Origin of the sequence: Acinetobacter sp. XH1741 (assembly GCF_041021895.1) — a bacterium.
Classification (GTDB): Bacteria; Pseudomonadota; Gammaproteobacteria; order Pseudomonadales; family Moraxellaceae; genus Acinetobacter.
In genome coordinates, this window is sequence record NZ_CP157428.1 from 126,572 (window position 1) to 139,465 (window position 12,894).

15 protein-coding genes are annotated in these 12,894 nt (G+C 37.8%); 8 read left to right on the top strand and 7 right to left on the bottom strand.

Annotated features, from left to right (window positions below; genetic code table 11):
• Positions 1 to 48 precede the first annotated feature (48 nt).
• Positions 49 to 708, bottom strand: coding sequence for a hypothetical protein (locus ABLB96_RS00700; RefSeq protein ID WP_348895731.1), 660 nt, complete (start codon positions 706 to 708; stop codon positions 49 to 51).
• A 242-nt stretch (positions 709 to 950) separates the two neighbouring features.
• On the opposite strand from ABLB96_RS00700, the gene ABLB96_RS00705 reads away from it, so the two are divergent.
• Entirely contained in the window at positions 951 to 1,205 is a 255-nt protein-coding gene (locus tag ABLB96_RS00705) for a PspC domain-containing protein (protein WP_004705323.1), read from the top strand.
• A 69-nt stretch (positions 1,206 to 1,274) separates the two neighbouring features.
• Here the strand turns inward: ABLB96_RS00705 and ABLB96_RS00710 are convergent, their stop codons facing one another.
• The 4 genes from ABLB96_RS00710 to ABLB96_RS00725 all read right to left on the bottom strand — a co-directional run bounded on the left by ABLB96_RS00710 (position 1,275) and on the right by ABLB96_RS00725 (position 5,096).
• A complete protein-coding gene (locus tag ABLB96_RS00710) occupies positions 1,275 to 2,375 on the bottom strand; it encodes an HPP family protein (RefSeq protein WP_348895732.1) in 1,101 nt (366 codons plus the stop codon).
• Between the two features lie 132 nt (positions 2,376 to 2,507).
• Positions 2,508 to 3,305, bottom strand: coding sequence for a TIGR03915 family putative DNA repair protein (locus ABLB96_RS00715; protein WP_348895733.1), 798 nt, complete (start codon positions 3,303 to 3,305; stop codon positions 2,508 to 2,510).
• Between the two features lie 2 nt (positions 3,306 to 3,307).
• Complete coding sequence (locus ABLB96_RS00720; protein ID WP_343568770.1) at positions 3,308 to 4,570, bottom strand: putative DNA modification/repair radical SAM protein; 1,263 nt, start codon at positions 4,568 to 4,570, stop codon at positions 3,308 to 3,310.
• Between the two features lie 109 nt (positions 4,571 to 4,679).
• On the bottom strand, positions 4,680 to 5,096 hold the full coding sequence (locus ABLB96_RS00725) for a lysozyme inhibitor LprI family protein (protein WP_348895734.1): 417 nt from the start codon (positions 5,094 to 5,096) through the stop codon (positions 4,680 to 4,682).
• A 29-nt stretch (positions 5,097 to 5,125) separates the two neighbouring features.
• Between ABLB96_RS00725 and ABLB96_RS00730 the strand changes: the two genes are divergently transcribed.
• The 3 genes from ABLB96_RS00730 to glyS all read left to right on the top strand — a co-directional run bounded on the left by ABLB96_RS00730 (position 5,126) and on the right by glyS (position 8,687).
• A complete protein-coding gene (locus tag ABLB96_RS00730) occupies positions 5,126 to 5,551 on the top strand; it encodes a hypothetical protein (protein ID WP_348895735.1) in 426 nt (141 codons plus the stop codon).
• Between the two features lie 89 nt (positions 5,552 to 5,640).
• Complete coding sequence (glyQ, locus tag ABLB96_RS00735) at positions 5,641 to 6,618, top strand: glycine--tRNA ligase subunit alpha (protein WP_002044989.1); 978 nt, start codon at positions 5,641 to 5,643, stop codon at positions 6,616 to 6,618.
• Positions 6,618 to 8,687 carry a glycine--tRNA ligase subunit beta gene (glyS, locus tag ABLB96_RS00740; protein WP_348895736.1) on the top strand — a complete coding sequence of 690 codons (2,070 nt, stop codon included), beginning with the start codon at positions 6,618 to 6,620 and terminating at the stop codon, positions 8,685 to 8,687. The genes glyQ and glyS overlap by 1 nt, the downstream gene beginning before the upstream one ends.
• Positions 8,688 to 8,739: 52 nt before the next feature.
• Here the strand turns inward: glyS and ABLB96_RS00745 are convergent, their stop codons facing one another.
• Positions 8,740 to 9,024: a YciI family protein gene (locus ABLB96_RS00745; RefSeq protein WP_348895737.1), complete on the bottom strand. Its 285-nt coding sequence runs from the start codon at positions 9,022 to 9,024 to the stop codon at positions 8,740 to 8,742.
• Between the two features lie 290 nt (positions 9,025 to 9,314).
• Here ABLB96_RS00745 and ABLB96_RS00750 point away from each other — a divergent pair, with 290 nt between their 5' ends.
• Positions 9,315 to 9,764 carry a hypothetical protein gene (locus ABLB96_RS00750; RefSeq protein ID WP_348895738.1) on the top strand — a complete coding sequence of 150 codons (450 nt, stop codon included), beginning with the start codon at positions 9,315 to 9,317 and terminating at the stop codon, positions 9,762 to 9,764.
• 190 nt (positions 9,765 to 9,954) lie between these two features.
• Here ABLB96_RS00750 and ABLB96_RS00755 read toward each other — a convergent pair whose 3' ends face one another.
• Positions 9,955 to 10,842 carry a DMT family transporter gene (locus ABLB96_RS00755; RefSeq protein WP_348895739.1) on the bottom strand — a complete coding sequence of 296 codons (888 nt, stop codon included), beginning with the start codon at positions 10,840 to 10,842 and terminating at the stop codon, positions 9,955 to 9,957.
• Positions 10,843 to 10,950: 108 nt separating this feature from the next.
• On the opposite strand from ABLB96_RS00755, the gene ABLB96_RS00760 reads away from it, so the two are divergent.
• From ABLB96_RS00760 to ABLB96_RS00770, 3 genes are all read left to right on the top strand, one after another.
• The gene (locus ABLB96_RS00760) at positions 10,951 to 11,817 is read left to right on the top strand and encodes a LysR family transcriptional regulator (RefSeq protein ID WP_348895740.1); all 867 of its coding nucleotides are present in this window, start codon (positions 10,951 to 10,953) and stop codon (positions 11,815 to 11,817) included.
• 147 nt (positions 11,818 to 11,964) lie between these two features.
• On the top strand, positions 11,965 to 12,384 hold the full coding sequence (locus tag ABLB96_RS00765) for a hypothetical protein (RefSeq protein ID WP_348895741.1): 420 nt from the start codon (positions 11,965 to 11,967) through the stop codon (positions 12,382 to 12,384).
• A 77-nt stretch (positions 12,385 to 12,461) separates the two neighbouring features.
• A complete protein-coding gene (locus tag ABLB96_RS00770) occupies positions 12,462 to 12,893 on the top strand; it encodes a hypothetical protein (RefSeq protein ID WP_348895742.1) in 432 nt (143 codons plus the stop codon).
• Position 12,894 lies beyond the last annotated feature (1 nt).

Here is a 12,894-nt window from a genome sequence, read left to right on the forward strand (position 1 = left end):
AAGAGCGCAATTTATATTGCGCTCTTTTTTATTATATTAAAATTAACTCTATTCTTTTTTAAGGATATAAGCTTTTGTAGGAACAAAATAATTTTGTTCTAGAAACTCACGATTTTTACCATAATCACTATAAAAGAGTTTTTCTACATTCACAGATAATAGTCGTGCTGAATCGATATTAAAGTAAAAATTCACATCTGATGTTGGACAATGAATAATTAGATCATGTTCTATGTCATCTACCTTCCACGTTAAAGTAGGACACAACTGATTTACAGCAGCACTTTTAGAACCATCTTTAGTACCTATACGCCCGTAATGGATTACGTTCCAATAAGCAGAGCCGTCCGCTAATAAATTTAAAATGTATTCAGCTTCACCGCTCTCACAATCGGCAAAAGTATCTGCACAAGATATTCGCGTATGGTAGCGACCAACGTATTGTAAGGATGTCCCTGACAATTTCTGTATTTGGTCTTGTGAATTATTCGGTAGAAAAGTCCGCCCGGCTACATCATCTAAAGTTTTTACTGCCGAATTATTTTTTATTGAATTATTTTCATGCTTAGAAGCCGTCGTAGATACAGGGGAATGATCTTTCGATTCCGTATGGTTTACATCACAGGCACTTAACCCTATACCTAGGATAATCATCAAACCTAAATGCTTTATTACAAAACCAGACTGCTTCAAAGATATATACATCATTTAAGTACGACAGCAATGTTACAAGTTTATCTTTAATCCAAGACGTATTTACTCATATTAAAGAGTTTTAGCCCTGAAAAAGTGCATTTTAGTTGATGTTTCTTTCATTCCCTTAAATCGTTTACATATTTTAACTATTTTTAGTTTGAGTAAGGTTTAATTCATTAATTTTGACTCCATATTTCTATTAACCAAGTGAATAAATGATTGCTTGTAACTTATATATATTTTAGGAGAAATAAATGGCCAATTCTGGTTTATATCGCTCGAACCGACAAAGCATGATCGCCGGTGTAATGGGCGGTATTGCTGAACGTTTTGGTTGGAACGCAAATTTATTACGCATTATTTTCGTGTTGGTTTCGGTAATGAGTGCGGCTTTCCCAGGAATTTTAGTGTACTTGGTTTTATGGTTAGTGATTCCAAAAAGACAACCTGAACAAGTCCAAGGTTATCAACAACCTGTTCGTACTGTACGAGAAGAACAAATCCATTAAGTAACTTAGTTTATTTTGGTCGCTACGGTTGCATCCCCTAATCAACCGTAGCTTTTTTTATTCTGAAAATCACAACTTACGATTTAACTGTTGCTGTAAAGCCGCAATCATATCTGCACGACTAATTATTCCAATCAGTTTACTTTCCTTGACCACAGGAATGTAGTTAAACGACTTTTCAACAAAATATGGCACAAGATCTTGGATAGGTTGGGTTGGTAATACAGTGACCACTCGACGGCTCATAATCTGCTTTACATAATGCTGCCAAGAGTTTCTTGGATCAGCTGCGCCTTTAAACCATTCTACAACTTCATACAAAGCCAAGGTCCCTACCAAATGATTGTCTGCATTCACTACAGGCAAACTCATCAGATTTTCATGCTTAAATTTATCTAATGCTTGATGAATATCGTCATCTTCATGCAACTTAATCACATCACGGCTCATAATATCTTGACAGATATATTGGTTCACCATGCGTTCATTGGCATGTTCTTGCGCTTCTAAAATGATTCTTTCTAAGTCGTACTGGCTGATATCTAATAGTTCAGTGTGATGCTCTAATGCGTATTCAATATCTTTTGGCTGAATCGATACCTTTTGGGTAGGTGTTGGATCTTTAGTACGTTCATTTAAATGCGCAGTCACTGGATAATGCCGCCCAATGAGTTTATTAAAGAAAATAGCAAAACCAAGTAAAAGTAACGAGTTGAGTAAAACCGGATAAAAAACGAAATAAAAACCTAACTTATGGATGGCTGCACCACCCAGCACAGCCGTAATCGCAACCGCTCCACTCGGTGGATGTAACGAGTCGGTGGTCATCATTAGGAATATGGCAAGCCCTACCGCCACACTAAAAGCCGTAGTTAAATCAGGAATCCACTGTGCACAAGCAACGCCAATAATACCTGCTAGCGTATTACCAACAATGATATTCCACGGTTGAGCCAATGGGCTGTTCGGCACAGCAAACAACAAAACAGATGAAGCGCCCATTGGGGCAATGTACCAAGCATTAATTCCGCCAAGAACATACCAGCTAATTAAGGAAGAAATTGCTAAACCACATAGCGCTCCTACGCCACAAAGCAACCGTTCTTTTAGTGGTAAAACCTTAAAATTTGGCTTTAAAATCTGTAACCATTCTGGCTGTATAACACTCACAGTACACCTTTGGGGATATGCCGTTATTTATAACGGGCAAAAGTATACGCCCAAAGCCACATAAAGTGCATTTAAATTATATCTTTTAATGTTCAGAGAACTTCTTGAAGGTATTCTTACTATTTTAAGGTTTTAATATTCCATCATTTTTTCATTTAAGTAGCGCCAGTAACGTTTTGGCAAATACTGCACGTGAAGTTTTATATTCTGGCGTTCTGTAATATTGACGCTATCAAAATAATCTTTCCAAAGCTGATCATATAAGACCTCTTGCTCATCTAGCTCAAGCTGAAAGCTTTGACTCATTCCATTTTTTAAATTACGGTCAATGTCAAAAGCTTCGAGTGAAACTTCATGTACTTCTCTTAAGTCATAATAAATACCAAACTTACGTTGCTCGTCATAAATCAGCCAGCGTTGGTCTTGATAACGCCGTTTAAAATGTGGCTGAATAAGGGGTAAAACATTAAAATCTGGGCGTACTAAACTTAAAAAAAGCTCATCTTTGGTTTTTTTAAAACGAATAAAAGCTTCCATTCGATGCTTCTCACGTCCCACCTTTTTCGTCCACTGTGCAATCGCTAAAACACTAGGATTTGAATAATCTTTTTCTACAGACGAATGGCTAGTAAACACATAAATACAGTAGTTAAATAAATGTTGATAGGCATCTAAAGATTCAGACAAATAGGCAAAATAAAATTGTCTTAATGAAGAAGATAAAAGCTTGTTTTGTAGCGCAGACCAAACACGTTCAGCATGGTGCTCGTTATTTGCAACCTCAATTTTATCGGTAAATAAGCCATGTTGAGCCGCATCATTTAAACAGAGTCTGACCTTTAATTCTTTAAACTGAAATGCACGAAACACACAACTCAGTAGCCCCACCATTGAACCATCAAAATAGTAAGCGACTTCCTCATTAAACATGGCTAAAACCCAAGACTTAATTGTGGCGAGAGTTGCTGCACATATTTAGAAGATCCCTGCGTTAAAATCTGCTGTCGAATGTACCCTGAAGATAACTCTTTTTGGAATTTTGGACTGTCTTCACAGCGAATAAAGTATTTGGCACGCTGGTAAGCCACACCGAGTTTTTTAAGTAAATCGATATGGATTTTACCAAAACGACGAGCCTGCACAATTTTCTTGGCCGATTTCACCCCTATACCCGGCACACGTAAAATCATTTGATAATCTGCACGGTTTAAATCTACTGGAAACTGTTCAGGATGCCTTAAGGCCCAGCTTAGTTTAGGGTCTACATCAAGATCCAAATTTGGATGTTTTTCATTGACGATTTCATTGACTTCAAAACCGTAAAAACGCATCAACCAATCACTTTGATAGAGTCTGTTTTCCCGTAATAATGGCGGCGCAGAACCAACTGCTGGCAAGTAATTATTTTCGGTATTAATTGGGATATAACCCGAAAAATAGACGCGCTTGAGTTTAAATTCTTTATAGTGCTTGTCTGCCATAAACAAAACATCTTGATCTGACTCTTGATGAGCACCTACGACCATTTGGGTGGTCTGCCCTGCTGGTACATATTTTGGTACATGCTTAATGATTTGACGTTCATCTTTAAGCTGAATGAGTCTGTCACGGACTAGTCCTAAATCTTTTTGTACTTCCTGATGTGATTTTTCTGGCGCAAAAGTCTTTAGCCCAATCTCGGTTGGCATCTCTAAATTAATACTCATACGGTCAGCATATAAACCTGCTTCATGAATTAGTTCAGGCGATGCTCCGGGTATGGTTTTTAAATGAATATAACCATTAAAATTTTCTTCAAGGCGCAATTTCTTCACGACTTGAAGCATACGCTCCATCGTATGATCGGCTGATTTAAAAATGCCCGAGCTTAAAAATAAGCCTTCGATATAATTACGGCGGTAAAAATTAATAGTTAAGTCTACGACCTCTTGCACCGTAAATGCTGCACGCTGAACGTCATTAGAACGGCGTGAAACACAGTAGGCACAGTCAAAAATACAGACATTACTAAATAGAATTTTTAAGAGAGATACACAGCGGCCATCTTCAGTATAGCTATGGCAAATCCCCGAATGACTGGCATCTCCCAAACCTTTATCTTTATTTTTACGGTCACTGCCACTTGATGAACAAGACACATCATATTTAGCAGCATCAGCAAGAATTTGTAGTTTTTCTCGAATGCGATCAGACATATCAAACGACTCATTTATGGCATCGTTTAAAAAATATCATTTCGCATGCGTAAATTTAATCCAGTGAAGTACGCTCAGCGTCATGAGGTGACGTTTAAATTGAACTGGCTTAATTAACGTATTCTTCTAATTGCTTTACACGCTTTGCATACTCCTGCATTGGGCAATATGAATACATCGGTGAGCCAATGTATGAACCTGCATTACTACATTCTTGATCTACATAAGCTTTCCAGAGTCGCTGAGATTTTAAAATATTTTGGTAACGCTCTGGCTGTTTGTATTCTTCGCTTTGTGCACGAATTTGATCAATGAGAGCAACAATTTTTTCCTCATAAGTCTTTTTAGCTTGTTCAGAACAGCTATGCACGACCATGTTATTAATGCTTTCAAGCTTCATTTCTTTAATAGTCTGGTCTACGCATTGACTGTATTCATCTTGCTCATCAGGCTCGGTTTGTGCGTATAGCCATGGACTATAAAAAAGGCTGGATAAAACAATGAGTTTGCAGCAAAATTTCAACATAACTTCTTCTCATTTCTATAATTTTTAATATGCTTCAATATAACAAAAAAACGATTATTCGCGCACTTGCGCTTGCGCCCATCCCATTGCTGAGTTTATCTGCCTTAGGAGTAATGACATTAAATGCTGAATTTAGCTTTTATTCGATTGGAGTTATTTTTCTAGCCCATTTCTTATTTTATTTACTTTTTTATGGCGTTCTGATTATTCCTTTCGCATATATCATTTCATATTTTCTTGCCCGTAAAAATGGTTTAAATCTGATGAGCATTTTCGTCAGCGCAACTGCAATCTGGATTTTGATTAGCCCTATTGCACGTTTGATTTTTGTCGGATCATTCCCATCTCCTTGGTGGCATATTTATAAGATCTACAGTTTTTATCTCATGATTTTATTTACCAGCTTTTGCTACTGGTTAAGCTTGAAGTGGCTAAGCCGAAAACAAATAGGCTAATCATGCATTCCTTTGATTAAGCCTTTGCCACTCCCCTATAAAATCCTTATACTTAGGGGCAATTTTTCTCATAAATTCGTGGATGCTACATGAGTCGCGCCATCTCGCATATTGATACATTTCAGGGTTTAATTCTTGCCCTACAAAATTACTGGGCCGAACAAGGCTGCGTCGTATTACAACCTTACGACATGGAAATGGGCGCTGGAACATTCCACACCGCAACATTCTTACGTGCTTTAGGGCCTGAGACTTGGAACGCGGCATACGTTCAACCTTCACGTCGTCCAAAAGATGGCCGCTATGGTGAAAACCCGAACCGTTTGCAACACTACTACCAGTTCCAAGTGGTACTTAAGCCAAACCCAGACAACATCCAACAGCTATATCTTGATTCTTTAAAAGCAATCGGGATTGATACGCTTACTCACGATATCCGTTTCGTAGAAGACAACTGGGAATCTCCAACTCTTGGGGCTTGGGGCTTAGGTTGGGAAGTTTGGCTTAACGGTATGGAAGTAACTCAGTTTACTTACTTCCAACAAGTGGGTGGCGTTGAATGTTACCCAGTAACAGGCGAAATCACTTACGGTTTAGAACGTCTTGCCATGTATCTTCAAGGTGTTGACTCGGTTTATGACCTTGTTTGGACCAAAGGCCAATTTGGTACTGTGACTTACGGCGACGTATTCCATCAAAATGAAGTTGAGCAATCGACTTATAACTTTGAATACGCTCCAGTTGAAAAACTATTTGAACTGTTTGATTTCTACGAGTCAGAAGCAAACCGTTTAATTGAAGCAAAACTTTCTCTTCCTGCTTATGAGCAAGTGGTTAAAGCGTCTCATACCTTTAACTTGCTTGATGCACGTGGCGCAATTTCTGTAACTGAACGTCAACGTTACATTTTACGTGTACGTACTTTAGCGCGTGCTATTGCACAAAGTTATGTACAAGCACGTGCAGAGCTTGGCTTCCCAATGGCAGAACCACACTTACGTGATGAAGTATTGGCACAGTTAAAAGCACAAGCTGAAAGTGAAGCAGCAAAGGCGGAGAAAAACTAATGAGCAAACATACTGTTTTATTCGAACTTGGCTGTGAAGAGCTTCCACCAAAAAGCTTAAAAACTTTACGTGATGCATTACAGGCAGAAACGGTAAAAGGCTTAAAAGATGCGGGCTTAAACTTCGCATCAATTGAAGCTTATGCAGCGCCACGTCGTTTAGCACTTAAAATTGTTGATATCGATGCTGCTCAGGCAGATACACAAAAGCGTTTTGACGGCCCTGCTGTTCAAGCGGCTTACGATGCAGAAGGCAAACCAACTAAAGCACTTGAAGGCTTTATGCGTGGTCAAGGTATTAGTGTTGATCAGCTTTCTACATTCCAAGCAGGTAAAGTTGAAAAAGTTTGCTATTTAAAAGATGTAAAAGGTCAAAGTCTTGATACTTTACTTCCACAAATTTTACAAACTGCATTAGACAACTTGCCAATTGCAAAACGTATGCGTTCTGCTGCAAGCCGTACCGAGTTTGTACGTCCAGTGAAATGGGTTCTTTTACTCAAAGACGATCAAATTGTTGACGCAACTATTCAAGATCATAAAGCTGGTAATGTGACTTATGGTCACCGCTTCCATGCACCTGAAGCTGTACCTTTAGCACATGCAAATGACTACTTAGCTGCGTTAGAAAAAGCTTACGTCGTTGCAAACTTTGAAAAGCGTCAAGCAACCATTCAAGAACAAGTGAAAAAGTTAGCTGATGAAGTTAATGCAACTGCGATTGTTCCAGCTGACTTACTTGATGAAGTAACAAGCCTTGTCGAATGGCCTGTGGCTTTACGTGCAAGTTTTGAAGAACGTTACTTAGCTGTTCCTCAAGAAGCACTTATTACCACTATGCAAGACAACCAGAAGTATTTCTGTTTAATCAATGCAGAAGGTAAATTACAACCTTACTTCATTACTGTTTCAAACATTGAGTCTAAAGACCCGACTCAAATTATTGAAGGTAACGAAAAAGTTGTTCGTCCTCGTTTGTCAGATGCTGAATTCTTCTTCTTACAAGATCAAAAGCAACCGCTTGCATCTCGTAAAGAAAAATTAGCAAACATGGTATTCCAAGCACAGCTTGGTACGCTTTGGGACAAATCAACACGTATTGCAAAACTTGCTGTTGCATTATCTTCAATCACTGGTGCAAATCCAGCAGATGCTGAAAAAGCGGCATTACTTGCTAAATGCGACTTAACGTCTGAGCTTGTAGGTGAATTCCCAGAACTTCAAGGTATTGCGGGTACTTACTACGCGCGTATTGAAGGTGAAAACACTGAAGTTTCAGAAGCTTTAGGTGAACAATATTTACCAAAATTTGCTGGTGATGTTTTACCAAAGACTAAAACTGGTACAACCATTGCTCTGGCTGACCGTTTAGATACGCTGGTTGGTATTTTCGGTATTGGGCAAGCGCCTACAGGTTCTAAAGACCCGTTTGCTCTTCGTCGTTCAGCAATTGGTATCTTACGTTTAATCATTGAAAATGAATTAGATGTAACGATTGAAGAGCTGGTTAATCTTGCACTTCAAGGTTATGGCGATATCGTTAAAGACCACGACAAGACGCGTGCTGATGCTGTTGCGTTCTTGGAAGGTCGTTACCGTGCTAAGTATGAAGACCAAGGCGTTGCTGTTGACGTACTTCAAGCCGTTCAAGCACTTGCACCAAAATCTCCACTTGATTTTGACAAGCGCGTAAATGCTGTTAACCACTTCCGTACATTACCTGAAGCTGCTGCACTTGCGGCTGCAAACAAACGTGTTGCCAATATTCTTGCAAAAGAAGCAGCACCGGAAGGTTCTGTCGTTGAAGCGAACTTGGTTGAAGATGCTGAAAAAGCATTATTTGCTGAGCTTCAAGCAGTGACTCCTGTAGTTGAACCATTACTTGCAGCAAAAGACTACACGGCTGCTCTTTCTAAGCTTGCAGCACTTCGCGCGCCGATTGATGCATTCTTTGATGGCGTAATGGTTATGGCAGATGATGCTGAACTAAAAGCAAACCGTTTACGATTATTGGCTCAGTTACGTAACTTGTTTACTGCTGTAGCTGATGTAAGTGTGTTGCAGGGTTAATTCTTTCGTTATTAAATAAAGGGATCTTTTATAGATCCCTTTATTTTTTAAATTAAACAAGCTCTTTAATTTTTTCTAAACTTTTCGATGGCTCAAACCACATAAAATCATAATCAGCCACATCATGAATATAAAATGGGTCATTTTTCATGATTTCTTCTGCTTCTTGAATCGAAGGGCTTAAAACTAAAATCACCCCTCCTACTCTATTTTCGCGGCGCCCTGACGCCAAGAATTTTTTCTGTTCATAGTAATGGTCTAAAAATGCAATATGCTCTTTTAATACAGCATCAACTTCAGCCAATGATTTTTTATAGGTCAAGGTAACAACAATCATCTCATTCTCTTAAAGCAAGTAACACATGACATAGCATCAATCTACAGATTGTTTAATTATCTATAGCTTATCCGATAGTACGCCTATTCCCCCAATTCATCCACACCAAACTTTCTCCAATAATCACTCCACCGAGTAGCACAATTATTAGAGCTACATAATTTTTTCACCATGCTATCTAACACAAATATTTTTGCATATATAACTCGACATAATAGTTTGATATTTCTAAAAAATTTCGTTATAAGTTTTCGGGTTTTAGCATTAATATCATCTAGAGTTATAAATAAATGAAAAAGAATATTTTATTACTTGTTATTTCTATGTTGTCTGTTGGACAAATGGGCTGTTCTATAAATCCTCATCGGATCAATTTACCTAAGACGGCAAATCCACCTACTGTAGAAAAGATTAATGTAGTTGGAATGTCTCGGAATGAATTTCTAAATAAATTCCATCCGCCTGTAGTAAGTAGACTCATTGGTGATAAGAGGATAGATACCATCACTTCCTATAAAATTAACAATAAATCAAAAGCCTATGGAGTAGCTTTATATAACGGTTTAATAGCGAATACAATTGTGTCGTCACTACATAGTGTAATGCCGAGTGAATTATCGCTCGATTCCGTGGACGAAACTCTATTAATCCCCGACTCAGTAGTTAGCAGAGAGAAAGTAGTGATTGCAATTACATATAATTCTTCTGACTATATTGAGAAAGTAGAAAGGATAGAATAATTCCATTATCAATATTTTTGAGTTCTATCTAATTTTTATACTGCAATAATTAAGCTATAAGATATAGATATAGCTATCGAGATATGCTGATTTAAATGATCGTTTTTTTAATAGAATTTATCCTCTCATCTTAAATCAGCTCTCAATAACAATAATATTCAATTATTAATTATTGAGCGGCCTTAAAGAATTATTTTTTCCAATTCATCCACACCAAACTCCCCACAATAATCATTCCACCGAGCAGTACAATCATTGATGGTTTTTCATTTAAGAAAATGACTGCCAAACTCATTGCGACAATGGGTGAACAATATAAAAAGTTGGATGCAATCGTTAACGGCATATTTTTAAGTACATAGCCCCAAAGTACATACGCCATTGCACTTGGGAAAATACCCAACAAGACAACCGACATATTGGCCTGCCAAGTGGCATGTAAAATCTCATTAGGCAAATGAGCACTATAAAATAGTAAAGGAATGGTTCCAAACCAGATGATGTAACACATCATGCTCAAGGCATCATAATTTAAAGCAAATTTTTTATATAAATTAAAGTAAAGTCCCCATGCTATTGCGGCTAATACAATCAACAGACTATAAGGACTTGGTACACCCAAACCATGATCTCCACTGACCACTAATACGGCGCCGCAAAGCCCTAGCAAAATACACAACCACTGTTTAAAACTGATTTTTTCTTTAAAAAGCAAAGCTGAAATAATAAAGGTAAATAACGGAATAGATTGACTTAAAATACTTGACGCGACAGCAGTCACGTATTGCTGCCCTGTATTTATAAGCAAGTGATGCAAGGTTACAGAGAAAAATCCTAATACTGCAAGTGCAGGAGCATCTTTCCACTTTAAAGGCTGTATGCCTTTTTTCATAATCAATAAAAATAAAAAAACTGATGCAATCAAAAAGCGAAGCAAGGCTATATGCTGCGGTGTATATGAATGCAAAGCACTATGTACTCCAATTGGTGAATAACCCCAACAAAAGACAGTCACAGCAATACATAAATAGAGCTTAAATGCGGGAGGCTGGGTTTCGGCAGCAAGAGAAATTGCCATGTTAAATCTACACGAATGAAATGGTACTCTTTCATCATATGCGCATGGATAGTTGAATAAAATTAACTTATATTGATTCAAATATTCATTAAAAGTGAATGATAAGACATGGATATCACCCAGTTAAAAATGTTTCAGACCGTGGTTGAGTGCGGCACAATGGCTAAGGCATCACTGCAATTACACTGCGTACCATCAAATATTACGGCGCGTATTAAACAACTTGAAGAAGAGCTGGGTACACCGTTGTTTTATCGTGAAGGGAAAAGTTTAAAACTCAGTCCTTCTGGAGAGATTTTTCTTAATTATTGCCATCAAATTTTAGCGCTCTGCGATGAAGCAAAACGAAGTATTCATCCTGATGCCCCACCTTCTGGTCCATTAAAAATTGGGGCGATTGAATCTTCTGCTACAACCCGCCTCCCTAACTTACTTGCCAAATATCACCAACGCTACCCAGAGGTTTCCATTCAAATTATTACTGGCACATGGAAACAGTTACTAGTCGATATTTCTCAGCACAAACTTGATGGTGCAATTGTCGCAGGCAATATTGAGTTTCCCCTACTGAATAAATTGGGTATCTATCAAGAAGAAATTGTTTTGATTGCTCCTGAATCTTTTGGTGAAATTCACTGCCAAGAAGACCTGATTGGTAAAGAAATTTTTATGTGGACTGAAGGATGTCCTTATCGTGCTGCTCTCGAAGACTGGCTGAGACTTAAAAATATTTCTCTACCCATTACTAGCATTACCAGTTATGCAACTATTCTTGGTTGTGTAAGCGCCGGTTCTGGCGTGTCTTTGGTTCCGAAAAGTCTTTTTGAGCAATATAAAAATTTAACCAACATTCGTGGTTATAAATTTGAACACCTTGCCTTTATGCAAAATCACTTTTTCTGGCACAAAAATGTCAGCAACCATAAAGCAAGAGACATGTTTTTAGAGCTAATTAAGTCTGAATTTTATTTATAAGTACTCTTAATAGTGATTCTATTGCTATCAAATGATGATTTATCGTAATCAAATCGTATGGGTTTTATCTCATGACTGCACAAGGTTTATTTTTAACAGTAAGATCAGCACTTCATCTTTTAAAGTCATTGGGGAGTTTGATCTAAAATGAAAACCATACAAGTGTTATGTGTTGCAGGCGCTATATTGGCTTCATCAACCCTCTTTGCTGAAACCAACCAACCTTCGCAAATTAAAGATACATCTTCTAAAGAAATCCCTTATGGTGACAACCCAAGTTTAGGCCGTGTACTTTTATATAAGACAGGCAAAGGCCTACAAAATTTAGGTGGTTCTATTCAAGGTGCTTCAGAAAAAACCTCGAATAAAATTAGTGAAAAATGGCAAAGTACTAAAGAATTTACGGCTGAAAAAGCAGAAGTCGTTCAACAAAAAGCAGATACAGCAAAAGTATTTACTGAACAGAAAATAGAGCAAGCCAAACAAAATATGACCAGTAGCCGACATGGTGAAAGCGTTCCGATAGAACAAGGTGAGTTAAGCAAATCTAGTACCACTGCTAACTAATTTTTTGGATAGCGCGATAACTTCGCGCTTATATACAAATATAAATACTCAATTACAAAGAGCTAGGAATCTGCCTTATGAATAGTCAAAAACTTCTCTTTTCAACACTATGCTGTGTCGCATTAACTGCATGTGCGACCACTAGACCGATTTCTTCTTATTCTCAGGCACAAGTTTTAGAACAAGATACCAATATTGAAGCTTACCCAACCACAACAGGTAATGTAGCCAAGCTCATTAAACATGATAAACAAACTTGTATGATTGAATTTACGGGCTATTTGGGTGGTGGCCAAGTCACTGAACACTGGATTTTCAACGATAAAGGCCTAATTTCAGCTCAATCATTTACCCAGCAGTATCCGGATTCTTCCGGCATATTAAGTCAAGCCATCAATTCAACAACCAAAAGCTCAACCACTTTTAATATTCAAGATCCAGAGATTCAAAATAATTTTAAAAAGCTCCAGAGCAATTTTAGTAAAGCTAATTTAGCGAAGTGTGATTAAA

Excerpts from the sequence above, each read along its gene's own strand:
- ABLB96_RS00755 (WP_348895739.1), bottom strand. The coding sequence starts at position 10,842 with ATGGCAATTTCTCTTGCTGCCGAAACCCAGCCTCCCGCATTTAAGCTC.
- ABLB96_RS00765 (WP_348895741.1), top strand. The coding sequence starts at position 11,965 with ATGAAAACCATACAAGTGTTATGTGTTGCAGGCGCTATATTGGCTTCA.
- ABLB96_RS00725 (WP_348895734.1), bottom strand. The coding sequence starts at position 5,096 with ATGTTGAAATTTTGCTGCAAACTCATTGTTTTATCCAGCCTTTTTTAT.
- ABLB96_RS00715 (WP_348895733.1), bottom strand. The coding sequence starts at position 3,305 with ATGTTTAATGAGGAAGTCGCTTACTATTTTGATGGTTCAATGGTGGGG.
- ABLB96_RS00720 (WP_343568770.1), bottom strand. The coding sequence starts at position 4,570 with ATGTCTGATCGCATTCGAGAAAAACTACAAATTCTTGCTGATGCTGCT.
- glyS (WP_348895736.1), top strand. The coding sequence starts at position 6,618 with ATGAGCAAACATACTGTTTTATTCGAACTTGGCTGTGAAGAGCTTCCA.
- ABLB96_RS00705 (WP_004705323.1), top strand. The coding sequence starts at position 951 with ATGGCCAATTCTGGTTTATATCGCTCGAACCGACAAAGCATGATCGCC.
- ABLB96_RS00730 (WP_348895735.1), top strand. The coding sequence starts at position 5,126 with ATGCTTCAATATAACAAAAAAACGATTATTCGCGCACTTGCGCTTGCG.
- ABLB96_RS00770 (WP_348895742.1), top strand. The coding sequence starts at position 12,462 with ATGAATAGTCAAAAACTTCTCTTTTCAACACTATGCTGTGTCGCATTA.
- ABLB96_RS00760 (WP_348895740.1), top strand. The coding sequence starts at position 10,951 with ATGGATATCACCCAGTTAAAAATGTTTCAGACCGTGGTTGAGTGCGGC.
- ABLB96_RS00700 (WP_348895731.1), bottom strand. The coding sequence starts at position 708 with ATGATGTATATATCTTTGAAGCAGTCTGGTTTTGTAATAAAGCATTTA.
- glyQ (WP_002044989.1), top strand. The coding sequence starts at position 5,641 with ATGAGTCGCGCCATCTCGCATATTGATACATTTCAGGGTTTAATTCTT.
- ABLB96_RS00745 (WP_348895737.1), bottom strand. The coding sequence starts at position 9,024 with ATGATTGTTGTTACCTTGACCTATAAAAAATCATTGGCTGAAGTTGAT.
- ABLB96_RS00750 (WP_348895738.1), top strand. The coding sequence starts at position 9,315 with ATGAAAAAGAATATTTTATTACTTGTTATTTCTATGTTGTCTGTTGGA.